The organism is Bradyrhizobium sp. URHC0002 (genome assembly GCF_054059515.1).
In genome coordinates this window covers 7470667-7494577 of sequence record NZ_JBSSCF010000001.1, presented here as the reverse complement: position 1 = coordinate 7494577, position 23911 = coordinate 7470667, and the positions used below count along the sequence as shown (strand labels likewise).

21 protein-coding genes are annotated in these 23911 nt (G+C 63.0%); 15 read left to right on the top strand and 6 right to left on the bottom strand.

All coding sequences use genetic code 11. The features are described from left to right. Positions 1–54: 54 nt before the first annotated feature. The 5 genes from ACVWVY_RS36300 to ACVWVY_RS36280 all read right to left on the bottom strand — a co-directional run bounded on the left by ACVWVY_RS36300 (position 55) and on the right by ACVWVY_RS36280 (position 5711). Positions 55–1053, bottom strand: a complete 999-nt coding sequence (locus ACVWVY_RS36300) for an ABC transporter ATP-binding protein (protein WP_456630900.1) — start codon at positions 1051–1053, stop codon at positions 55–57. Continuing rightward, entirely contained in the window at positions 1050–2048 is a 999-nt protein-coding gene (locus ACVWVY_RS36295) for an ABC transporter ATP-binding protein (protein ID WP_456630899.1), read from the bottom strand. Before ACVWVY_RS36295 ends, ACVWVY_RS36300 begins: the two co-directional genes overlap by 4 nt. Then, positions 2045–3016 carry an ABC transporter permease gene (locus ACVWVY_RS36290; protein WP_456630898.1) on the bottom strand — a complete coding sequence of 324 codons (972 nt, stop codon included), beginning with the start codon at positions 3014–3016 and terminating at the stop codon, positions 2045–2047. The genes ACVWVY_RS36295 and ACVWVY_RS36290 overlap by 4 nt, the downstream gene beginning before the upstream one ends. Before the next feature lie 13 nt (positions 3017–3029). After that, the gene (locus ACVWVY_RS36285; protein WP_334509872.1) at positions 3030–4010 is read right to left on the bottom strand and encodes an ABC transporter permease; all 981 of its coding nucleotides are present in this window, start codon (positions 4008–4010) and stop codon (positions 3030–3032) included. 105 nt (positions 4011–4115) lie between these two features. Next, complete coding sequence (locus tag ACVWVY_RS36280; protein ID WP_456630897.1) at positions 4116–5711, bottom strand: ABC transporter substrate-binding protein; 1596 nt, start codon at positions 5709–5711, stop codon at positions 4116–4118. 322 nt (positions 5712–6033) lie between these two features. Between ACVWVY_RS36280 and ACVWVY_RS36275 the strand changes: the two genes are divergently transcribed. The 7 genes from ACVWVY_RS36275 to ACVWVY_RS36245 all read left to right on the top strand — a co-directional run bounded on the left by ACVWVY_RS36275 (position 6034) and on the right by ACVWVY_RS36245 (position 15334). After that, positions 6034–7287: an NAD(P)/FAD-dependent oxidoreductase gene (locus tag ACVWVY_RS36275; protein WP_456630896.1), complete on the top strand. Its 1254-nt coding sequence runs from the start codon at positions 6034–6036 to the stop codon at positions 7285–7287. Positions 7288–7382: 95 nt separating this feature from the next. Beyond that, a complete protein-coding gene (locus ACVWVY_RS36270; protein WP_456630895.1) occupies positions 7383–7634 on the top strand; it encodes a DUF6489 family protein in 252 nt (83 codons plus the stop codon). Between the two features lie 8 nt (positions 7635–7642). Continuing rightward, complete coding sequence (locus ACVWVY_RS36265) at positions 7643–8437, top strand: esterase/lipase family protein (protein WP_456632398.1); 795 nt, start codon at positions 7643–7645, stop codon at positions 8435–8437. Positions 8438–8592: 155 nt separating this feature from the next. After that, positions 8593–10140, top strand: coding sequence for a WS/DGAT/MGAT family O-acyltransferase (locus ACVWVY_RS36260; RefSeq protein WP_456630894.1), 1548 nt, complete (start codon positions 8593–8595; stop codon positions 10138–10140). A 9-nt stretch (positions 10141–10149) separates the two neighbouring features. After that, positions 10150–11145, top strand: coding sequence for an alpha/beta fold hydrolase (locus ACVWVY_RS36255; RefSeq protein ID WP_456630893.1), 996 nt, complete (start codon positions 10150–10152; stop codon positions 11143–11145). Between the two features lie 136 nt (positions 11146–11281). Next, entirely contained in the window at positions 11282–14518 is a 3237-nt protein-coding gene (locus tag ACVWVY_RS36250; protein WP_456630892.1) for a bifunctional cytochrome P450/NADPH--P450 reductase, read from the top strand. A 141-nt stretch (positions 14519–14659) separates the two neighbouring features. Next, on the top strand, positions 14660–15334 hold the full coding sequence (locus tag ACVWVY_RS36245) for a spermidine synthase (RefSeq protein WP_456630891.1): 675 nt from the start codon (positions 14660–14662) through the stop codon (positions 15332–15334). A 110-nt stretch (positions 15335–15444) separates the two neighbouring features. On the opposite strand, the gene ACVWVY_RS36240 is transcribed toward ACVWVY_RS36245, so the two are convergent. After that, on the bottom strand, positions 15445–16359 hold the full coding sequence (locus ACVWVY_RS36240; RefSeq protein WP_456630890.1) for an alpha/beta fold hydrolase: 915 nt from the start codon (positions 16357–16359) through the stop codon (positions 15445–15447). Positions 16360–16527: 168 nt separating this feature from the next. On the opposite strand from ACVWVY_RS36240, the gene ACVWVY_RS36235 reads away from it, so the two are divergent. From ACVWVY_RS36235 to paaA, 8 genes are all read left to right on the top strand, one after another. Beyond that, entirely contained in the window at positions 16528–16908 is a 381-nt protein-coding gene (locus ACVWVY_RS36235) for a hypothetical protein (RefSeq protein ID WP_456630889.1), read from the top strand. After that, a complete protein-coding gene (locus ACVWVY_RS36230; protein ID WP_456630888.1) occupies positions 16905–17987 on the top strand; it encodes a PHA/PHB synthase family protein in 1083 nt (360 codons plus the stop codon). The genes ACVWVY_RS36235 and ACVWVY_RS36230 overlap by 4 nt, the downstream gene beginning before the upstream one ends. Continuing rightward, positions 17984–18577: an N-acetyltransferase family protein gene (locus ACVWVY_RS36225; RefSeq protein ID WP_456630887.1), complete on the top strand. Its 594-nt coding sequence runs from the start codon at positions 17984–17986 to the stop codon at positions 18575–18577. The genes ACVWVY_RS36230 and ACVWVY_RS36225 overlap by 4 nt, the downstream gene beginning before the upstream one ends. Before the next feature lie 246 nt (positions 18578–18823). Beyond that, on the top strand, positions 18824–19300 hold the full coding sequence (locus tag ACVWVY_RS36220; protein ID WP_456630886.1) for a phasin: 477 nt from the start codon (positions 18824–18826) through the stop codon (positions 19298–19300). Positions 19301–19507: 207 nt separating this feature from the next. Further along, positions 19508–20794 (top strand): DUF445 domain-containing protein, encoded by a 1287-nt coding sequence (locus ACVWVY_RS36215; protein ID WP_456630885.1) that lies wholly within the window; start codon positions 19508–19510, stop codon positions 20792–20794. Positions 20795–20982: 188 nt separating this feature from the next. Next, positions 20983–21753, top strand: a complete 771-nt coding sequence (locus ACVWVY_RS36210; RefSeq protein WP_456630884.1) for an esterase/lipase family protein — start codon at positions 20983–20985, stop codon at positions 21751–21753. Positions 21754–21972: 219 nt separating this feature from the next. Further along, positions 21973–22842, top strand: a complete 870-nt coding sequence (gene paaX / locus ACVWVY_RS36205) for a phenylacetic acid degradation operon negative regulatory protein PaaX (RefSeq protein ID WP_456632397.1) — start codon at positions 21973–21975, stop codon at positions 22840–22842. A 75-nt stretch (positions 22843–22917) separates the two neighbouring features. Beyond that, a complete protein-coding gene (gene paaA / locus ACVWVY_RS36200) occupies positions 22918–23910 on the top strand; it encodes a 1,2-phenylacetyl-CoA epoxidase subunit PaaA (protein ID WP_456630883.1) in 993 nt (330 codons plus the stop codon). Position 23911 lies beyond the last annotated feature (1 nt).

Below are 23911 nucleotides of genomic sequence, written 5' to 3'. Positions count from 1 at the left end.
GGCGAAGCTGGATGCCAACCGCTGGGATGCCACGCATTGCACCCATCTCCCTGATCATACCGAGGCTGTGGCCTCAACCGGTTGGTTGACAGCATGGCAGGCGACGCCGTCGATCAGGACAGGCGCTTCCTTCCGGCAGAGATCGAACGCCAGCGGGCAGCGCGGGTTGAAGGCGCAGCCGGGTGGCGGATGGATCGGATTGGGAATTTCGCCCTTGACCGGAATGCGCTGGCGGCCGGACATCGCAAGATCGGGAACCGCGCCGAGCAGCATCTTGGTGTAGGGCATTTTGGGATTGGCGAACAATTCGCGCCCTTCGGCAATCTCGACGATGCGGCCGAGATACATCACGCCGATCCGGGTCGCCATGTGGCGGACGACGGCGAGGTTATGGCTGATCAATAGATAGGTCAGTCCAAACTTGTCCTGCAGATCGCGCATCAGGTTGAGGATCTGCGCCTGCACGGAAACATCCAGGGCCGAGGTCGGCTCGTCGCAGACGATGAATTCGGCCTCCGACGCCAGCGCGCGCGCGATCGCGATGCGCTGGCGCTGGCCGCCGGAGAATTCATGCGGATATTTCAGGCCGTCGTCGGGATGCAGGCCGACGACGCTCAGCAATTCACCGACGCGCGAGCGAATATCGCGCTCGCCCTGGATCAGGTCGAAAGCGCGGATCGGTTCGGACACGATGGCATCGACCCGAAAACGCGGATTGAGGCTCGCATAGGGGTCCTGGAAGATCATCTGGATGCGGCGGCGCAGCCGCTGCCGCGCCTGGGCCTGCCTCGCATTCGTCATCGACACGCCGTCGATGATCACTTCGCCCGAGCTCGGCGGCAGCAATCCCACCACCATCCGCGCTACCGTGGTCTTGCCAGAACCTGACTCGCCGACGAGCGCGAAGGTTTCGCCCTTTTTGATATCGAATGTCACGCCGTCGACGGCCTTCAAAAATTCCAGATGGCCGCCTTCAAGGACGCGGTTGAGCCACGGTTTTGAGACGTCGAACACCCGCCGCAGATTTCTCACATCGACAAAAGAGGCCGTCATGCCGCGGTCTCCTTCGCGGTTTCGTTTGGCGCGGTATCGAAGAGATGGCAGGCCACCGAGTGTGAGCCGTGCTTGAGCGGCTCTGGCCGTTCGACGCGGCAACGGTCGAACGCAAAAGCACAGCGCGGATTGAACGAGCAGCCCGGGGGGATCGCCGACAGCCGCGGCATCGAGCCTGGAATTTGCACCAGGCGCTTGCCTTCGCCGGCCAGCGTCGGGATCGCGCCCATCAACCCCTTGGCATAGGGGTGCAGCGGGTTCTGCACCACGTCCTGCACCGGACCGATTTCGGCGATCCGTCCCGAATACATCACCGCCACGCGATCGGAGGTCTCGGCGATCACGCCCATGTCGTGGGTCACCAGCATGACGGCGGTGCCGTGATCGCGTCCGAGGCGCTTGATCAGCGAAATGATCTGCGCCTGCACGGAGACGTCGAGCGCGGTGGTCGGCTCGTCGGCAATGATCAGTTCCGGTTCGGCACAGATCGCAAGGGCAATCACGACGCGCTGGCGCATGCCGCCGGAGAATTCGTGCGGATAGGCGTCGATGCGTTTTTCCGGCGCGGGGATTCCGACCTCGGCCAGCAGATCGATGGCGCGCTTGCGCGCCGCAGTCTCGGACAGATTCATATGGGTCCGGATCGTCTCGACGATCTGGTCGCCGATCCGGTAGAGCGGATTGAGGCTGGTCAGCGGATCCTGGAAGATCATGCCGATCCGTTTGCCCCGGATGCGGCGGATTTCTTCCGGCGGCAGATGATCGATCCGCGTCCCCGACAGGTAGATCTCGCCGCCCGCGATGCGGCCGGGCGGATCGATCAACCCGATTACGGCGAGGCCGGTGACCGATTTGCCTGCGCCGGACTCGCCAACCACGCCGAGCACTTCGCCCTTGGCGATGTCGAAGGAGACGCCGTTGATCGCGCGCAGCGCGCTGCGGCGGGTGAGGAATTCCACCTCGAGGTTACGCACGGAGAGAACGGGTACGGTCATCGGAGCTTTGGATTGAGTGCGTCGCGCAGCCAGTCGCCGAGCAGGTTGATGGAGAGGATCAGTCCCGCCAGCGCAATGCCGGGGAAGGCCACGATCCACCATTCGCCGGCGAACAGATAATTGTTGCCGATCCGGATCAGGGTGCCGAGCGAGGGCATGGTGTCGGGCATGCCGGCGCCGAGGAACGACAGCGTCGCCTCGGTGATGACGGCGAGCGCCAGGTTGATGGTCGCGATTACCAGAATCGGGCCCATTGTGTTGGGCAGCACATGCCGGAAAATGATCTTGGGCGCGGGGAGGCCAATCAACTGCGCCGCCGCGACATAGTCCTTGTTCTTCTCGACCATGACCGAACCGCGCACGGTGCGGGCATATTGCACCCAGAAGCTCAGGCCGATCGCGACCACCAGCACCGCCAGCGTGCTCATGGCGTCCAGCCGGTTGCCGAACACGGACTTGGCGACGCCGTTGACCAATAGCGCGATCAGGATCGCAGGGAAGGTGAGCTGCACGTCGGCGATGCGCATGATCAGCCCGTCGACCGCGCCGCCGACATAGCCCGCGACCAGCCCGAGCGTGATGCCGAGCGCGCCGGCAAAGATGACGCCGAGCACGCCGACCGCGAGCGAAATCCGCAAGCCGTAGAGAATGGCGGAAAACACGTCGCGGCCCTGCTCGTCGGTGCCGAGCAGGAACGGGCTCTGGCCGTCGGCCGTCCATAGCGGCGAGATCCGCGAATTCATCAATTGCAGCTGCGCTGGATCGAACGGGTTCTGCACCGCGAGTTGCGATGCAAAGAGCGCCAGCAGGAAGAACAGCAGCGTCACCGCCGCCGCCACCATGGTCATGCGGGAGCGGCGGAACGAATAGAAGATGTCGCTGTCGAGTGCGCGCTTCAACCAGCCCGTGCCGGCGCGCGCTGGCGGCGCGGCGGGCTCTGCTTGGTGTGGGACGACGGCGTCGGACATTGGGCGTCTCGCTTCAGGCCGGACGGCTGATCGTCGAGCGCAGGCGCGGATCGACAATGGTGTAGAGGATATCGACCACCAGATTGATGGTGACGAAGATCAGCGACACCATCAGCAGGTAGGCGGCCATGATCGGGATATCGACATTTTGCACCGCCTGCACGAACAACAACCCCATACCCGGCCATTGGAAGACGGTTTCGGTAATGATGGCAAATGCAATTACCGAGCCAAACTGCAGCCCTGCCACAGTAATGACCGGAACCAGCGTGTTCTTGAGCGCGTGTCCGAAATGGATTGCGCGTGTGGTGAGGCCGCGGGCGCGGGCGAAGCGAATGTAATCGGTGCGGAGCACTTCGAGCATTTCAGCGCGCACCAGCCGCATGATCAGGGTCATCTGAAACAGGCCGAGCGTGATCGAGGGCATGATCAGCGCCTTGAGGCCGGAAAGGGTTAGCAGGCCGGTGGTCCACCATCCGATCCGCACCACATCGCCACGGCCGAATGAAGGCAGCCAGCCCAGCGTCACCGAGAACAGATAGATCAGGAGAATGCCGATCAGGAAGGTCGGCAGCGAGATTCCGATCAGCGATACCGCCTGGAAGAACTTCGTGAGAATCGTGTCGCGTCGCAGTGCCGAATAGACCCCCATCAGGATGCCGAACACCATGGCGAACACCGTAGCGCAGGCGGCGAGTTCCAGCGTCGCCGGCATTCGCTCCATCAACAGGTTCGAAACCGGCTGGCGAAACTGATAGGACACCCCGAACTTGAATTGCGCGGCATTGGCAAAGTAGCGGGCGAACTGCACCGGCACGGGATCGTCGAGGCCGAGAGATTTGCGCACCGCCTCGCGTTCAGCGGCCGGCGTATCCAGCGAGACGATCTGGTTGACGGGGTCGCCGGCGAAGCGGAACATCGAGAACGCGATGACGCCGACCGCAATCATGACGCCGATGGCCTGGATAGCGCGGCGAAGAGTGAAAGCGAGCATGGATTCCTTTCACTGCTCTCTTGGTGCGGCGGCGGACGTCGCTGTCGCCGGGAACGAAAAGTCCCGGAAGCCGCTAAGCCGCCGGGACCTGGTTTTGAAGCCTGACTAGTCCTGTTTGGTTGCCCAATAGAGCAGGACCTGGTTGTCGGCGCGCTGGCTGAGCTTCACTTTCTTCGACACGCCCCACGCCAGCGCCTGCTGGTGCAGCGGGATATATCCAAAGTCCTTGGCGCCGATTTCGTACGCCTGCTTGATCAGCAGGTCGCGCTTGGTCATGTCGGACTCCTGCAGCACCTTGTCGGTGAGTTCGTCGAGGCCCTTGTTGCAGTAGCCGCCGAGATTGCCCTCGCCGCGGCTGGATTTCGGATCGTCGCGACAGCCCATGATGTCGAACAGGACGTTGTGGGAGTCGAGCGTGCCGGGTGTCCAGCCGAGCAGGTAGAACGAAGTCTGGTAGCCGCCGGGCTTCAGCACCTTGGCGAAATACTGCGCCTTGGGCTGGGCCAGCAGCGTTACCTTGACGCCGATGCGGGCCAGCATGCCGACGACTGCCTGACAGATCGCGGCGTCGTTGACGTAGCGGTCGTTCGGGCAGTCCATCGTGACTTCGAAGCCATCGGGATAACCGGCTTCGGTCAGAAGCTTCTTGGCGCCGTCAGGATCGAGTTTCGGCCGCGTGAAGTCGCCGGACAGTTTGAACAGTTGCGGCGCGATCATCAGCGCCGAGGGCGTCGACAGGCCGCGCATGACGCGGGTCTTGATCAGTTCGATGTCGATGGCCTTGAAGAAGGCCTCACGCACCTTGACGTCCTTGAACGGGTTCTTGCCCTTGACGTTGGAATAGAGCAGTTCGTCGCGCACCTGATCCATGCCGAGGAAGATGGTGCGGAGTTCCGGTCCCTTCAGCACCTGGGCGTTGGGGGTGGAATCGACGCGCGTGATATCCTGGATCGGAACGGGCTCGATGACGTCGACTTCGCCCGAGAGCAGGGCGGCCACGCGCGTGGCGTCCGAGCCGATCGGCGTAAAGATGATTTCTTTCAGGTTATGTTCCGCCTTGCGCCACCAGTTCGGGTTGGCCTTGAACACGGTCTTGACGCCGGGCTGATGGCTCTCGACGGTGAAGGGGCCGGTGCCATTGGCATTGAGCGAGGCAAAGCTCGGCGTGGTCGCGGCGGCGGGCGTCGGTTCGACAGAGTTGTTCGCCTCGGCCCATTTCTTGCTCATGATGTACCAGGTATCCCATTGCGAATTGAGAATGGGATTTGGCGAAGTCAGGATGAAGTCCACCGTGTGGTCGTCGACCTTGACGACCTTGGCGTCGGTGGGAATGCGGGTCTGCAGGTTCGAGCCTTTCTTGCGAACGCGATCCGCCGAGAACACCACATCGTCGGCGGTGAAGGGGTCGCCGTTCTGGAATTTCACGCCCTTGCGCAAATGGAACCGCCAGCGGGTCGGCTCCGGCGTTTCCCAGCTTTCCGCCAGTGCCGGGATGATCTTCAGGTCCCTGTCGCGGGCCACCAGGCCTTCGAAGACATGTCCGAGATGGGCGTGGGTGGTGCTCTCGTTCAGCGTGTAGGGGTCGAGCGATTTGAGGTCGCCCTGGTTGGCGTAGCGCAGGGTCTGGGCCGATGCCGGGACCATCGCGAGCGCGATGATTGAAGCCATGGCCGCCGCAAGCAAATTCCGTCGTACCGACATTTGTTCGATTTCCCCGCTCTGATCAGCCATTTCCGCGACGAGAGCATGCTTCAACTGCGTTGAATCATGCTCGTCGATCATTCTTGTTTGAGCATGATCTCGGGCAAACGCGTTCCGCGTTTGTCCCGAGGGAAAACCGGTGTCCACTTTTCCAAATCATGCTCTGGCGTCGGATATTGCCGAGCCATGCTGCCAGAGTCCAGCCACCGCACAAGCATCATTATCCCGCACTGCGTGCCGGTTTGCGCGGCGGTGCGGTATTGACTAGTTTCAGAATAAGCCGCGCGCGCAAGCGCGTTACATTGAATTTTCGGAGTGCCAGATGGCGGAACTGAAGGCCGACGTACTCGTCCTGGGTGCGGGCATGGTGGGTGTCAGCGCTGCCTTGCATTTGCAGAAACGTGGCCGGAACGTCGTTCTGATCGACCGGCATGAGGTTGCCGGCGAGGAAACCAGTCACGGCAATGGCGGACTGATCGAATGCGCCTCGGTCTTTCCCTACATGTTTCCGCGGGATCTCGGCCAGATCCTGCGCTACGCGTTCCTTCGCGCGCCGCACGTGCGTTACCATTTCAGGGACTTGCCGGCCTTCCTGCCGTGGCTGGTACGTTATTTCCTTGCTTCGTCACCCGAGCGTGCACTGCACAGCGCGATGGCCGAATTGCCGCTGATCCAGCGCAGCCTGATCGAGCATGAGGCGTTGATCGCGGAAGCCAACGTACCGGAGCTGTTGCGGCGGAACGGCTGGATCAAGCTGTTTCGCTCCGAGGCGACGCTGGCTGGCGCCGTGGGGGAGCTGGAGCGCGCCAGGCAGTATGGCGTCGCCGGCGAGATCCTGGACACGGCGGCAATTATTGCGCGCGAGCCTCATCTGACCGGCGATTTCAGCGGCGGAATCCATTTTCCGGCGCCGGGATTTGTGCCCGATCCCGGCGGGCTGGCCAAGGCTTATGCGGCGCTGTTCGGCCGCAAGGGCGGGCGATACCTTGTCGGTGATGCACGAACGCTCGAACAATCCGGCGGACGGTGGCGGGTGGCGACGCTGGAAGGCACCATTACGGCGCGCGAGGCCGTGGTGGCGATGGGGCCGTGGTCCGATCAGATTTTTGCGCCGCTCGGCTATTCCATCCCGCTGCAGGTCAAGCGTGGTTACCATTTGCACGTCAAGCCGCGCGGTAACGCGGTCTTGAATCATCCTGTGCTGGACACCGATCTCGGCTATCTGCTGGCGCCGATGAACCGGGGCATCCGCCTGACCACCGGCGCGGAGTTCGCCCACCGCGATGCGCCGCCGAGCCCGGTCCAGGTCGAGCAGGCCCTGCCGCGGGCGCATCGACTGTTCCCGCTGGGCGAGCCGGTCGACACCAAACCCTGGATGGGGGCGCGACCCTGTCTGCCAGACATGTTGCCGGTCATCGGCAAGGCCCCCCGCCATGACGGGCTATGGTTCGATTTCGGCCACCAGCACCACGGCCTGACGCTCGGACCCGCAACCGGCCGCCTGCTGGCCGAAATGATGACCGGCGAGACCCCGTTTGCCGATGCCAGACCCTTTGCCGTCGAACGCTTTGGTTGACCATACCGGGAACTGAGACGGGGGGACCGGGTCTTGTCCTTGCGCGATCAGGGTTATCGTGGCGATACTGCAAGCAGCCAGCAAGAGGAGCGGTCATGAAGGTTAACGTCGAAGTAGATTGCACGCCGCTGGAGGCCAGGCAGTTTTTCGGCCTTCCGGACGTGCAGCCGATGCAGACGGCGGTGATGGACAAGATGCAGCAGCAGATGATGGCCAACATCGAAAAGGTTTCCCCGGAATCGCTGATCCAGAGCTGGTTCACGTTCGATCCCAAAATCGCCGAGCGTTTCCAGGACATGTTCGTGACCATGGCCGGCCTCGGCGGCATGGGCAAGAAGGACAAGTAATAGTGGCCATCGCGGAAGGCGGCGCAGCGACGGGCGAGCAACGGCTTCAGCCGCCGAGCCTGTTTCTGATGCTCGCCGAGGCGAGGGGCCTGTTCGAGCTGAATTCGAGCTTGCTGCTGGCGCCGCTATTGTTGCGCGCGCCGAAGGGCGACGGGCATCCGGTCTTGGCGCTCCCGGGCTTTCTCGCCAGCGATCTTTCGATGGCGCCAATGCGGCGCTACCTGAAAGAACTCGGGTACGACACCCATGCGTGGAACATGGGCCGCAATCTCGGCGGCGTCGCTTCCAAGCGCGCTGCGTTGCGCGATCTCCTGCGGCGCATTCATGAATCGAGCGGCCGCAAGGTCAGCCTGGTCGGCTGGAGTCTCGGCGGCGTCTATGCACGCGATCTCGCCCTGCAGATGTCGGACATGGTGCGTTCCGTGATCACGCTCGGCAGTCCGTTTGCCAACGACATCCGGGCGACCAACGCCACCCGACTCTACGAGGCGCTGTCGGGGGAGGCGGTCGACGATAATCCCGAGATAAGAGAGGCAATCGCCGGTGACCTGCCGGTGCCGGCGACCTCGATCTATTCCCGTACCGATGGGATCGTGAACTGGCACACCAGCCTGTTGCGGCCCTCCGAAACCGCCGAAAACATCGAAGTGTACTTCGCCAGCCATATCGGGCTCGGCGTCAACCCCGCAGCATTATGGGCGGTGGCCGACCGTCTGGCGCAGCCCGAGGGGGAATTTAAGCATTTTGACCGATCAGGACCTTTTGCCATTGCCTACGGCCCCCCTGAAAATGCACAATCCTGAGCCAACGCCCTGAGCTTAGGGCATGATCCCGAAAGATCCCGTCCCGCAATTGATGCGGGATGGTGAGAGGTTTTCGGATATGCTCCAATAACAAAGACATTCTAGACGCCAGAAGCGCTGCCAAGGCGCCGCGTTTTCTACTGCGGGAGGAAAATATGGCGGACGCCAAGAAACTGTCTTCGATGGACGCGTCGTTTCTGTATCTGGAAACGCCCGAGATGCCGATGCATGTCGGCAGCATGGCGATCTTCCGCCTGCCGGAGAACTACAACGGTAACTTCTTCGAGGACTTCAAGGCGATGATCGCCTCGCGGCTGCACATCGCGCCGATCCTCAAGGCGCGTCTGGAAAAGGCGCCGCTCGATATCGACCATCCGTCCTGGGTCGAGGACGACCAGTTCGATATCGACCGTCACATCTTCCGTGGCAGCCTGCCGGCGCCGTATGACCGCGCGACGCTGGAACGCATCGTCGGCTGGATGCACGCCAAGCTCCTCAACCGCGCCCGGCCGCTGTGGGAGTTCTATGTCTTCGAGGGCATGAAGGACAACGAGATCGGGCTCTATTCCAAGATGCACCACGCCTGCATCGACGGCGGCGCTGGCGCGGCGCTGACCAACATGATCTATGACGTCACCCCGGTGCCGCGCGTGGTCGAGCAACCCATACCGCAGGCCAAGGGCGGCAACGAGCCGCGCGACATCGCCGCCAATTTGATCGATTCTTACCAGCAGCTCTGGCGCCAGCCCTTTGACGGCTCCTCGACGCCGAAGACCATCGATCTGCCGCGTTCCGGCAAGAGCGATATCGGATCGATCCTGTTCGATAACGCCATGTTCCAGATCGAGAGCGCGGTGAAATTCGCCGGCAGCATTCCGGCGATGCTCAAGAGTGTCAACGACGTGGTCGGCAAGATCTCCGATCCGAAGTCGCGCGACAGCATCGCCAGCATGGTTTCGCCGCCGACGATTTTGAACAAGGCGATTTCGTCAGAGCGCAGCTTTGCCGGCACCTCGATCTCGTTGTCGCGGGCCAAGGCGGTCGCCAAGGCATCCGGCGGCAAGCTCAATGACGTGGTGCTGGCGCTGTCCTCCGGCGTGGTCCGGCGCTATCTGTTGGAGCGCGGCGCCTTGCCGGCCAAGTCGATGACGGCCGCGGTGCCGATTTCGCTGCGCGAGGAGGGCAACACCGAGGCCAACAACCAGGTGTTCGGCATGATCTGCTCGATCGCCACCAATATCGAGGAGCCGAAGGCGCGGCTGGAGGCGATCATAGCGCAGTCCACCAAGTCCAAGGAGATGTCGCATCCGCTGCGGGCCTTCATGCCGCAGGTGTCCAACATGTCGATGCTCGGCGCGCCGATCCTGGTGCAGATTATGGCGCTGCTCTACAGCCGCTCGGACTTGTCGAACGTGTTGCCGCCATCCGCCAACATCACGGTGTCCAACGTGCCGGGGCCGCGGCAGACGCTCTACGCGGCAGGCGCGGAATTGCTGCACATCTTCCCGGTCTCGATCTCGACCCACGGGATCGCGCTCAACATCACCGTGCAGAGTTACCGCGACCAGCTCGATTTCGGCTTCATCGCCGGCGCCAACATCATTCCCCATGTCCAGGTCATGTGCGACATGCTGCCGGTAGAGTTTGAGGCGCTGGAGGCCGCGTTCGCGCCGCCGCCGAGCATGACCAGCGCGGCTGAATAGGGTCTGGTGATGATTGAAATGCCGCCGCTGCAGTTCGCCCAGGTGAACGGTATTCGCATGGGTTATTACGAGGCGGGACCGAAGTCCGACACGCCGCCACTCATTCTCTGCCATGGCTGGCCGGAAATCGCGTTCTCCTGGCGTCACCAGATCAAGGCCTTGAGCGAGGCCGGCATCCGCGTGATTGCGCCGGATCAGCGCGGCTACGGCGCGACCGACCGGCCCGAACCGGTCGAGGCCTACGACATGGAGCACCTGACCGGCGATCTCGTCGGACTGCTCGACCATCTCAAGATCGACAAGGCGATTTTCGTCGGCCACGACTGGGGCGGTTTCATCGTCTGGCAGATGCCGCTGCGCCACATCGATCGGGTCGCGGGCGTGATCGGCGTCAACACGCCGCATTACGACCGCCTGCCGGCCGATCCGATCGAGCTGTTCCGCAAGCGGTTCGGCGACAGCATGTATATCGTGCAGTTTCAGGATCCCGCCCGCGAGCCCGACAAGATCTTCGGCAGCCGCGTCGAGCAGACGTTCGACGCCTTCATGCGTAAGCCGTTGCCGCGCAAGGACGACGCCTCGGCCGCGGCGTCTGTTGCGGGTGTCGGCGCATCGGCCAAGACCAACCTGGCCTTTCCGCAGATGATCGCTGCCTACGACGCAAAATTCGATCCGCGCACGCCGATCCTTTCGCCGGAAGAAAGGAAGGTGTTCGTCGATACTTTCACGAAGACCGGCTTTACCGGCGGCATCAACTGGTACCGCAACTTTTCGCGCAATTGGCAGCGCTCGGAAGGTCTCGACCATACGGTGCGCGTGCCGTCGCTGATGATCATGGCCGAGAACGACGCAGTGCTGCCGCCGTCGGCCGCCGATGGCATGGAGAAGATCATCCCCGATCTGGAAAAATATCTCGTGCGCGACAGCGGCCATTGGACGCAGCAGGAAAAGCCCGACGAGGTCAGCGCCAAGCTGATCGAATGGCGTAAGAAGCGATTTGGTTGAGGCAGAGGGCCAGCCCATCGTCATTGCGAGGAGCGAAGCGACGAAGCAATCCATTCTTCCTTTTTTGCGGCGCGATGGATTGCTTCGCTTCGCTCGCAATGACGATTAGAGATCGAGACCAGGAGACTATTTTCCAATGGCGTCCCCCAATAAATTAAATCCGATCCCGCATCCGCCGAAAAAGCCCGTCGTCGGCAACATGCTGTCGCTGGACCCCAACGCGCCGGTGCAGCATCTGGTGCGGCTGACCAAGGAACTCGGGCCGATTTTCTGGCTCGACATGATGGGCGCCCCGCTCGTCATCGTATCCGGCCATGATCTGATCGACGAACTCTCCGACGAAAAGCGCTTCGACAAGGCGGTGCGCGGCTCGCTGCGCCGCGTCCGCGCCGTCGGCGGCGATGGACTGTTTACCGCCGACACCAATGAGCCGAACTGGAGCAAGGCGCACAACATCCTGCTGCAGCCGTTCGGCAACCGCGCGATGACGTCCTACCATCCGAGCATGGTCGATATCGCCGAACAGCTCGTGAAGAAATGGGAACGCCTCAACGGCGACGAGGAGATCGACGTCGTCCACGACATGACCGCGCTGACGCTCGACACCATCGGCCTGTGCGGCTTCGACTACCGATTCAATTCGTTCTATCGCCGCGACTATCACCCGTTCGTGGAATCGCTGGTGCGCTCGCTCGAGACCATCATGATGACGCGCGGCATTCCGCTCGAGGGCCTGTGGCTGCAGAAGCGCCGCCGCGACCTCGCGCAGGACGTCGCCTTCATGAACAAGATGGTCGACGAGATCATCGCCGAGCGCCGCGGCAACGCCGAGGCAGCCGAAGGCAAAAAGGACATGCTCGGCGCCATGATGACCGGCGTCGACCGTGCCACCGGCGAGCAGCTCGATGACGTCAACATTCGCTACCAGATCAACACATTCCTGATCGCGGGCCACGAAACCACCAGCGGACTTTTGTCGTGCACGATCTATGCGCTGCTCAAGCATCCCGAAGTGCTCAAGAAGGCCTATGAGGAAGTCGACCGGGTGCTCGGGCCGGACATCAATGCGCGGCCGACCTATCAGCAGGTCACCCAGCTCACCTACATCACGCAGATTTTGAAGGAAGCGCTGCGGCTGTGGCCGCCGGCGCCCGCTTATGGCATTGCGCCGCTTCAGGACGAGACGATCGGCAGCAAATACAAGCTGAGGAAGAACACTTTCATCACGGTGCTCGTGATGGCGCTGCATCGCGATCCCAGCGTTTGGGGTCCGAACCCGGATGCCTTCGATCCCGAGAATTTCAGCCGCGAGGCCGAAGCCAAGCGCCCGGTCAACGCCTGGAAGCCGTTCGGCAACGGCCAGCGCGCCTGTATCGGCCGCGGCTTTGCGATGCACGAGGCGGCGCTCGCGATCGGCATGATCCTGCAGCGCTTCAAGCTGATCGATGTCAACCGTTACCAGATGCAGCTGAAGGAAACGCTGACGATCAAGCCGGACGGCTTCAAGATCAAGGTGCGGCCGCGCGCCGACAAGGATCGCGGCGCCTTCGCTGGCCGCGCAGCGGTGGCCGTCGCCGCCTCGAACGCGGCAGCGCCGCAGGCGCGGACCCGTCCGGGCCACAACACGCCGCTGCTCGTGCTCTACGGCTCCAACCTCGGCACGGCGGAAGAGCTGGCGACGCGGGTGGCAGATTTGGCCGAGGTCAACGGCTTTGCGACCAAGCTCGGCGCGCTCGACGATTACGTCGGCAAGCTGCCGGAGGAGGGCGGGCTGCTGATCTTCTGCGCTTCCTACAACGGCGCAGCCCCTGATAACGCCACGCAGTTCGTCAAATGGCTGGACAGCGGCCTGCCGAAGGATGCGCTCGCCAAGGTGCGTTACGCCGTGTTCGGCTGTGGCAACAGCGACTGGGCGGCGACCTATCAATCCGTGCCGCGCGTGATCGACGAGCAGTTGGCGGCGCATGGCGCGCGCAGCCTCTACGCCCGCGGCGAGGGTGATGCGCGCAGCGATCTCGATGGCCAGTTCGAAAAATGGTTCGCTGCGGCAGCACCCGGGGCAATGAAGGAACTGGGCGTCGATTCCAGCTTCGCTCGCAGCGCCGACGACGCGCCGCTTTATTCGATCGAGCCGGTGGCGCCGTCCGCCGTCAACGTGCTCGTTGCGCAGGGTGGCGTTGCGCCGATGAAAGTGTCGGTCAACTCCGAGCTGCAGAACAAAAGCGGCGCGAATCCTTCCGACCGCTCGACACGGCATATCGAGGTGCAATTGCCGCCCGGCATCACCTATCGTGTCGGCGACCACCTCAGCGTCGTCCCGCGCAACGATCCCGCGCTGGTCGATTCCGTCGCGCGCCGATTCGGTTTCCTGCCGGCCGATCAGATCCGGCTGCAGGTCGCGGAGGGCCGCCGTGCGCAATTGCCGGTCGGCGATGCCGTCTCGGTCGGCCGGTTGTTGACCGAGTTCGTCGAGTTGCAGCAGATCGCGACCCGCAAGCAGATCCAGATCATGTCGGAACACACGCGTTGTCCCGTCACCAAGCCAAAACTGCTCGCCTACGTCGGCGACGACGAGGCTTCCACGGAGCGCTATCGCTCGGACGTGCTGGCGAGGCGCAAATCGGTGTTCGATTTGCTGGAAGAACATCCGGCCTGCGAACTGCCGTTCCACGCCTATCTGGAAATGCTGTCGCTGCTGGCGCCGCGCTACTACTCAATCTCGTCGTCGCCGTCAGGCGATCCGGCGCGCTGCAGCGTCACCGTCGGCGTGGTCGAAGCGCCGGCCAGTTCGGGCCGCGGCGTCTACAAGGGCGTGTGCTCGAACTATCTCTCCGGCCGCCGCGTCGGCGACAACGTGCATGCCACGGTACGCGAGACCAAGGCCGGCTTCCGCCTGCCCGACGATCCGGCCCAACCCGTGATCATGATCGGCCCCGGCACGGGGCTGGCGCCATTCCGTGGCTTCCTGCAGGAGCGCGCGCACCGCAAGGCGCAGGGCGCAAAGCTCGGCCCCGCGATGCTGTTCTTCGGCTGCCGGCATCCCGATCAGGATTTTCTCTATGCGGATGAACTGAAAGCCTTCGCCGCCGACGGCATTGCCGAGCTGCACACCGCGTTCTCGCGTGCCGACGGGCCGAAGACCTATGTGCAGCATCAGGTGACGGCGCAGAAGGAGCGCGTCTGGAGCCTGATCGAGCAGGGTGCGATCGTCTATGTCTGCGGCGACGGCGGCAAGATGGAGCCGGACGTCAAGGCCGCGCTGGTTGCGATCTACTGCGAAAAGTCCGGCGCCGACACTGAGGCCGGCCTGCGCTGGATCGACGATCTCGGCACCAAGAACCGTTATGTGCTGGATGTGTGGGCGGGCGGGTAAATCTTCGTAGGGTGGGCAAAGCGCAGCGTGCCCACCAACTTTGATTCGAACGAGGATGGTGGGCACGGCGCAGTGCGCCTTTGCCCACCCTACGGCCCTTCGCTAGCCGCGGCATCGCGCAATCATGCTACAAGCCTTGGCATGATTCCCTGGGAAAAACTCGACACCGCCCGCATTCCCGACACCGGCGATGAACTCCGCCTGATGCGCCGTGGCAAGGAGTTCTCCATCATGCTCGGCACCAACGAGCTGATGAACAGCCGCCTCTCGGGGTCGGAAGCCGCACTTGCGACGCTGGCGGCGAAGAAGATCGAGAAGGTCGCAAAACCTCACATGCTCATCGGCGGCCTCGGCATGGGCTTTACACTGCGTGCCGCGCTTGCGGTACTCGGCAGCAAGGCGCAGATCGTGGTGGCCGAACTGGTGCCTTCGGTCGTCGCCTGGGCGCGCGGCCCGATGGCGGAAATTTTTGGCGACAGCCTCGGCGATGCTCGCGTCAGTATCCGGGAAGCCGATGTTACCGAAATCATCCGCACTCACCGTTCGAAATTCGATGCGATTTTGCTCGACGTCGATAACGGTCCGGAGGGCCTGACGCGCAAGGCCAATGATGCGCTCTACAGTTCCGCAGGACTGAAGGCGGCACACACCGCGCTGCGACCGGGCGGCGTGCTGGCCGTCTGGTCGTCCGGGCCCAATCTTGTATTCGCAAAGCGCCTTCGTGGTGCAGGCTTCGACGTCAACGAGGTCAACATCCGCGCTACCGGCAGAGGCGGCGGCGCCCGCCATGTGATCTGGATCGCGACGAAGGGCTGACGCTCGCAACTTCATAGGGTGGGCAAAGCGCAGCGTGCCCACCACTCAGGTTCGCGACTGGTGGGCACGGCGCAAGTGCGCCTTTGCCCACCCTACATTTAAATCGCTTACTACGCCGCCTTCGCCGCCGCGCGATGCGCGTGCTCGTCGATCGCGCCGATGATCTGCGGCCACATCGGGATCGGCAGCGCGTGGCCCATGCCTTCGATCATCAGCAGCTTTGCGCCGGGGATGGAGGCCGCAGTGTCCTTGCCGCCTTCGGGGCGCACCAGCGGATCGACGGTGCCGTGAATGACGAGCGTCGGCACCTTCACTTGACCCAAGCGTTCCTTGCGGCTGCCGGAGGCCAGCACGGCGCGCAATTGGCGTCCGACGCCGGCCGGATTGAGGCCGCGCTCATAGGTGCGGGCCGCACGCGCCGGATCCAGCGCTTCGTCTTCCGGGAACGAGCCGACGCGCAGCACCTTCCAGGTTTTGGCGAACCGCGCGAAATATTCTTCCTTTGATGTCGGCGGTGGCGCCATCAGCACGGCAGCGGCCTCGCGTGTCGGCGGCGGTACTTTCGGGTTGCCTGTGGTCGACATGATCGAGGTCAGCGAACGCACCCGCTGCGGGAACGACAGCGCGACTTCCTGGGCGATCATGCCGCCCATCGATGCGCCGACCAGGTGCGCCGACTTGATGCCGAGCACGTCCATCAGGCCGACCGTGTCCTTAGCCATGTCGATCAGCTTGTAGCTTGCCGCGACAGGGATTTTCAGGAACCGCAGCTTGAGCAGCTCGAACGGGGTCAGGCGCTTGCCTCCGGAAAGGTGCGAGGATTTGCCGATGTCGCGGTTGTCGAAGCGAATGACGCGAAAACCGCGCGCGGCAAGCTGGCGGCAGAAGTCGTCATCCCAATGGATCATCTGGGCGCCGAGCCCCATGATCAGCAACAGCGGTTCCGCGGCTGGATCGCCGAAAATTTCGTAGCAGATGTCGATGCCGTTGGCGCGAGCGATCTGTGGCGGCTGGTGAGCGAGCATCGCGTTTGTCTTCCCCTAGATGTGACCTGAGCTTTGAGTAACTATGGCATGGTTTCCCGCACCGCAGAAGGCTCTGCGGTGGTTGACCGGCCCGGCGCAACGGTGTCGTATGGGGTCAATTGAAGCGAAGCGTGGCAAGCGCTCGTAACCGTCAGGGAGAGGGCGCCTATGGCTGACAAAGGCAATGATCCTGCCGTGATCTGGCAGACCATGCTCGGGGAGATGGAAAAGGGGTTCAACTCCTTCGCCAATCAGGCGATGGCGTCGCCTGAATTTTCCAAGGTGATGAATCAGGTCGGCGGCGTATCGGCGGGCGCGCAGAAGCAACTCGGTGAGTTGATGGAGAAATATCTGCTCGCGATGAACCTGCCGAGCCGGGCGCAGATGGTCGGCATGGCCGAGCGGTTGCAGTCGATCGAAGGCCAGCTCAACGAGATCAAGGCGATGCTGCATCAGGTGCATCATAACTCGCTGTCACCGGAGAGCGGCCCTGGCACTCAGCGGCCGCCGCGCACCAAGCGTCCGCCAACGGAGGGAGAGCAAAAATGAACGCTCCCGCGGGCCTCGATCTGGCGTCGATCCCGGAACGGATCCAGTCCGAGGTGCAGCGCGCGATCCAGCGCAGCATCAAGGGCGTCGAATATTTTTCCTCGTCCGGCCCCTCGCTCGGCTCGACGCCAAAGGACATTCTGGCCGTCCGCGGCACCATGAACCTCTATCACTATCGGCCGATCGCGGATGAAATCTACCGGATTCCGATCCTGATCGTGATGGCGACCACCAACCGCGGCTACATCCTCGACATGGTGCCAGGCCAGAGCTTCATCGAGTTTCTCCTGAAGCGTGGCTACGACGTCTACATGCTGGACTGGACTGCGCCCAAGCCGGAAGAAAAAAGCCTTGGGATGGAGGACTACGTCCTCGATTTCATCCCGGATTGCGTCCGCCGCGTGCAGCAGGATTCCGGCGAGCAAGACGTCAACGTGATCGGCTACTGCTTCGGCGGCGTGCTGTCGCTGTTGTACGGCTCGATCTTCAACGACGGGCCGATGAAGAACCTGATCTGCTTCACCACGCCGATCGATTTCCGCGAGATGAAGCTGTTTTCGAATTTCTCCGACCGGCGCTATTTCGACGTCGATCGCCTCGTCGACAGCGTCGGCAATGTGCCGCCCGAAATGATTCTGTCGTCATTCGAGATGCTGCGGCCGGCGTCGCGCGCGGCCAGCCAGGTGCAATTGTGGGAAAACATCTGGAACGACGAATACGTCAAAGCCTACCGGATGATGGATCGCTGGGGCACGGATACCTTGCCGCTGGCCGGCGAGTACTTTCGCGCCATCACCAAGGACCTGATGTGGGACAACAAGCTGTTCAACGGCACCATGACCGTCGGTGGCCGGGCAGCGGATATCTCCAAGATCACGGTGCCGATCCTGCATGCGGTCGCCGAGCACGACCACATCGTGCCCTATGACGCGGCAAAGCATCTGATCGCCAAGGTCGGCTCATCAGACAAGGAAGAAGTGATGCTGAAGGGCGGCCACGTCAGCCTCGTCGCCGGCGCCAACGCGATCAAGCGGCTGTGGCCGAAACTGGACTCCTGGCTAGGTAAGAGATCAACATGAGCGAAACACGTTCCTATCCGCGCCACGTCAAGACCGAGGCCAGCGACATTGAATTCCGCCTGATGGCGCGCAACGACGAAGCCGCCGTGCTGGCGTTTGCGCAAAAGCTTCCGACGCACGATCTGCTGTTCCTGCCCCGCAACATCAGCCAGCCCAAGGTGCTGTCGGCCTGGATCAACGAGATCGAACGCGGCGCCATCGTCAGCTTGGTGGCGGTGAAGAACGGGACGGTGGTCGGCTGCGGCACGCTGGTGCGCGACCCGCATTCCTGGTCGCCTCATGTCGGCGAGATCCGGATGGTGGTGTCGCAGGACGTCCGCGGGCAGGGGGTCGGCCGGGCGCTGTCCCAGGAGACCTTTGCGCTGGCCTTGGGCGCCGGTCTGGAAAAGCTGTCGGTGCAGATGACGGTCGACCAGCAGGCAGCGATCACGCTGTTCGAAAGCCTTGGCTTCAAGGCCGAGGCCCTGCTGCGGGACCACGTCCGGGACGTCGACGGCAAGAAGCACGATATCGTCGTGCTCGGGCATAATGTGGCGCAGGTTCGAGCACAGCTCGAGGCCTATGGGGTCCCGGGGGCGGTCCAGCACTAGCGAGACGCGAAATCGCGAAAACAACCCCATGCAAAGTAAATGGGCCGGCTCGGGCATTAGCCTAAAGTGGAACTTTTGCCGGTTCCTTGGGCGAACCGCCCATTCATCAGGCTGATCACGAATTCGTGATATCGCGATGCAACATTGATGTTGCGTCGCACCATTAACTATGGCACAACACTCCTGCCCCGGGCCAATCCGGACGGGGTGAGCCCATAGCTCAAACCTGAGGATGGAGAGACCCCCATGACCACCGAAACCAATTCCGTGCTGAACACCGTCAAGGAAGCCTTCGCGCCCGTCACCGAGGCGTTCACCAAGCTCCAGAACCTGGAAGTTCCGGAAGCTGCCCGTGAGTTCGTGAAGAAGCAGGCCGAGACCGCCAAGGTTCGCGCCGCCGACATGCATGCCGGTTCCGAGAAGGTCACCGCTGCCATCGAGACCGCCGTTGCCGGTTCGGTTTCCGAGGCTGCCAAGATCAGCCGCAACATCCAGCAGGCGCTCTATCAGGACGCGGAAGCGTTCTTCGCCGGCATCGACAAGCTCGCTTCGGCCAAGTCGCTGAGCGAAGCCGCCCAGATCCAGTCGGACCTGGTCCGTGCGCGCGGCGAAGTGCTCGTCTCGCGGGCGAAGGCCTCGACCGAGTATCTCGGCAAGCTCGTCACCGAGGGTGCGAAGAACGCGCAGGACAACTTCGCCAAGGTCTATTCCAAGACCGCCTGATCGCGATCCGCCTGACAACTGCATTTTCGAAGGCCCGCTTAGGCGGGCCTTCTTTTTGTCGGGCGTCGCCATAGATCAGGTTGGACCCTCATGGTGAGGAGGCGCTCTTGCGCCGTCTCGAACCATGAGAGCCCCGATGCCGCCATCCTTCGAGACGCCGCTTCGCGGCTCCTCAGGATGAGGATCGTTGTCCACTCGAAAGCCGTCATGAGCCTTCCCGGCACATTCGTCATCGACACTCCCGGCGACGCCGCGCGCGCCGCCGAGCTGCGGCGCGTGAAGCTGCTGGCGACGGGGGTGCTGGCGGCGACGTTTGCGACTTTCATCGGCGCGAAGGCGTTGCTGCCGGTGCATCCGGCGTTCGGCTTCATCGCGGCGTTTGCCGAGGCCGCCACCATCGGCGGCCTGGCCGACTGGTACGCCGTCGTGGCCTTGTTCAAAAGGCCGCTGGGATTGCCGATCCCGCACACGGCAATCATACAGAGCAACCAGCATCGCATCGCCGACAAGCTCGGCGAATTCATCGAGGTGCATTTCCTCGAATCCGCACCGGTCGAAGCAAAACTGCGGCAGATCGATTTCGGCTCGTTCATCGCCGACTGGTTGCGCGACCGCAAGCGCAGCGAGGATCTCGCGCGCTTCGCGCTGCGGCTGTTGCCCGAGGCGATAGCTGCGACGGAGAATTCCGGGCTGATGACCTTCGTCAGCCGCCGCATCACCGCGCAACTGATGTCGCTCGATCTGGCGCCGCTTGCCGCCGGCACGCTGCGCGCCTTCGTGAAGGAGGGCCGGCATCAGGGGCTGCTCGATGATCTCCTGCGCGGCGTGCATCAGACCATGACGCAGGCCGAGACCATGGCGATGATCCGCGAAAAGATCCGCGCCGAATTGCCGACGCTTCTAAAACTCTATCGCGCCGACAAGTTTCTGGTGAACAAGATCGTGGCCTCGGCAAGTGCGTTCTTCGAGGAAGTCCGCAACGATCCCGCGCATCCGTTCCGCGGCGAGTTCGACCGGATGGTGCTGACCTTCGTCGATCGTCTCGGCACCGATCCGGCTTACGCCGAACGCATCGCCGGCCTGAAGCGCGATCTCCTGGCGCGGCCCGAACTGACCAGCCTTGCGCGTCACATCTGGGAGAATGCGCGATCGTTCTTCGAACGCAGCGCATCGGGCGAGACGCAGGTGCTGGAGCAGTATCTGGTGCGCATGTTCGTGACGGCAGGCGAGGCGCTGGCCGGCGACGCCGAGCTGCGCACCGAAATCAACCAGGGCCTCGTGGCCGTGTTGCGAACGGTCGTCGCCGAACAGAAGAGCGGCGTCTCGACCTTCATCTCGGATCAGGTGAAATCCTGGGACATGGGCCAGCTGATCTCGCTGATCGAAATCAACATCGGCCGCGACCTGCAATACATCCGTTTCAACGGCTCGCTGATCGGCGGGCTTGCAGGGCTCGCGCTCTACACGTTCGAATACCTGCTGCGGCTGCTGTGACCAAATAATCACGTCCACGCTTTTAGTTGTCCCGGTCAGTACTGGGCCGGCTTGCAAGACGAAAATCGGTTCCCTAACTTTTATGGAGCAATGTTGCGTTGCGGAACGATTCTGCTGCGTTTGCGTCTACTTAACTGAACCAGTGGCCGGCTGCCGCGACGTAAGGGGCCGACCCGAGAGGAGACATAATGTCCGTTGCTGCACAGACGCTTTCGCCGCCGTCCAGAACCCTGATGTTTCTGGAGGGGCGGGCCATTTCAGAGTTGGGCGCGTTTCTCGGCGCCTTGCCGCTGCTGAGCCTCGCCCCGAGAGGCGATGGCCACCCGGTGCTGGTATTGCCCGGGCTTGTCGCGTCAGACACTTCCACGCGTCCGCTGCGCAGCTTCCTGAAAGGCCGCGGCTACGCTGTCTCCGGCTGGCGCCAGGGGCGCAATCTCGGACTGCGCCATGGCGTGCAGAACGCGATGGTCGATCTGGTGCAGGAGTTGAACGACACGCACGGTCGCAAGGTCTCGCTGGTCGGCTGGAGCCTCGGCGGTCTCTACGCGCGCCAGCTCGCCAAGATGATGCCGGAGCGCGTGCGCTCGGTGATAACGCTGGGCAGCCCGTTTGCAACCGGCCCGAAGGCGACCAACGCCTGGCGCGTCTACGAGATGGCGAGCGGCCGCCGCGCCGACGAAGAGGACGCCCGTTTTGGCGGTGCGCTTTCGGCGACGCCCCCGGTGCCGACCACCGCAATCTTCAGCCGCACCGACGGCGTCTGCGCCTGGCAGGGCTGCATGGAAAAGACGTCGGCGACATCAGAGAGCATCGAAGTCGAGAGCAGCCATTGCGGCATGGGCCATCACCCCGCCGCCGTCTACGCCGTCGCCGATCGCCTGGCGCAGGCGGAGGGCGAATGGGCGCCGTTCGATCGAAGCGGCTGGCGCAGTCTGGTTTATCCGAACCCGCATCGGTAGATTCGCCTGGGGCCACGGTTCGGGGCTTTCATCCTTCGAGGCGCGCGCGTTGCGCGCTCCTCAGGATGAGGTCTCAGACCGGGCGCAGGGCCAGTCTGGATCCTCATCCAGTCTGGATCCTCATGGTGAGGAGCGCGGCAAGGCCGCGCGTCTCGAACCATGTAGCCCCCGACCCATCAACGTTGTTTCGTATCCACAAAACGCGCTATGCCTTGGCGCATGCCGCCGCCGCTTGCCCGCATCGTCCAGCAGTTGAAGCGCGAACCGTCGCGCACCGGCTCCATCGTCATCACCGTGTTCGGCGATGCCATCGTGCCGCGCGGCGGCTCGGTGTGGCTTGGCACGCTGCTGGAATTCTTCGAGCAACTGGATACCGACGCCAGCGTGGTGCGCACCGCGATGTCGCGGCTGACTGCCGACGGCTGGTTCGAACGGAATAGAATCGGTCGCAACAGCTTCTATCGCCTGGTGCAGAGCGGGCGGCAAACGTTTGATATCGCAACGAAACACATCTACGGCCCGCCGGCCTCCGACTGGACCGGGCGGTTCGAGCTGCTGCTGATCGGCAATGGCGGCGATCGCGACGCCGCGCGCGAGGCGCTGAAGAACGCCGGCTTCGGCAGTCCGCTTCCGGGCGTGTGGGTGGCACCGTCGGGCGTGCCGGTGCCGGAGGAAGCTGCCGGCGCCATTCGGCTGGAAGTCTCCGCCGAAGACGATAGCGGGAGGCGCCTGCTCAGCGAAAGCTGGCCGCTTGATCGCACCGCGGACGCCTACCTAAAATTCATGAAAACCTTCGAGCCGCTGCATCGCTGGATCATCGGTGGCGAGCCGTTGACGGATGCGGACGCCTTCACCGCGCGCGTACTCCTGATCCACCATTACCGCCGCGTCGTGCTCCGAGATCCCTTGCTGCCGACGGCGCTGTTGCCTTCGGACTGGCCGGGTAGGGCGGCCCGGGCGCTGTGCGCCGGGATCTATCGCGAGCTGCTTCCCGCGTCCGAACAATGGCTTGATCGCCACGCTACCAACGAAAACGGCCCGTTGCCGAAGCCGGACGCGGAACTTGTGAAGCGTTTTGCCAATCGGTAAATATGTTACAGAAATATATTGCATATCAAAATTTTTGTTATATATTCGCTCCCAACAAATTCAGGGAGGTCCGCCATGTATACGCAGGCGCTCAATTCGTCCGAGGGCGAAGACCGCAATGTTGAGGACGCCGCGCGGGCCGCGCAATTTCAGGCGCGCATCGATGCCGAGGAACGCATCGAGCCGAACGACTGGATGCCGGCAGCCTATCGCAAAACGCTGACGCGGCAGATTTCCCAGCACGCCCATTCCGAAATCGTCGGCATGCTGCCCGAAGGCAACTGGATCACCCGCGCGCCGTCGCTGCGCCGCAAGGCCGCGCTGCTCGCAAAAGTTCAGGACGAGTGCGGCCACGGGCTTTATCTCTACGCCGCCGCCGAAACGCTCGGCACCTCGCGAGAGGAATTGGTCGACCTGATGCTGGCCGGCAAGGCAAAGTATTCCTCGATCTTCAATTATCCGACGCTGACCTGGGCCGACATCGGCACCATCGGCTGGCTGGTCGATGGTGCGGCGATCATGAACCAGATCCCGCTGTGCCGCTGTTCCTACGGCCCCTATGCGCGCGCGATGATCCGCGTCTGCAAGGAGGAATCCTTCCATCAGCGCCAGGGTTTTGAGATCGTGCTGATGCTGTGCCGCGGCACCGACGAGCAAAAGGCGATGGCGCAGGACGCGCTGAACCGCTGGTGGTGGCCGGTGCTGATGATGTTCGGTCCGCCCGACCAGGCCAGCCAGCACAGCGACACCTCGACCAGATGGAAGATCAAGCGTTTTTCCAACGACGAACTGCGCCAGAAATTCGTCGATGCCACCGTGCCGCAGGCGCAATTCCTGGGCTTAACGATTCCCGATCCCGGCATGAAACAGAACGACGCGGGCAACTGGGAATACAGCGCGATCGACTGGGAAGAGTTCAAGCAGGTGCTGGCCGGCAACGGACCCTGCAACCGCGACCGTTTGGCGGCGCGGCGCAAGGCGCACGACGATGGCGCCTGGGTGCGCGAGGCCGCGCTGGCCTATGCCGAGAAGCGGCAGCAACGTTCCGCCTTGCAGGCCGCAGAGTAAG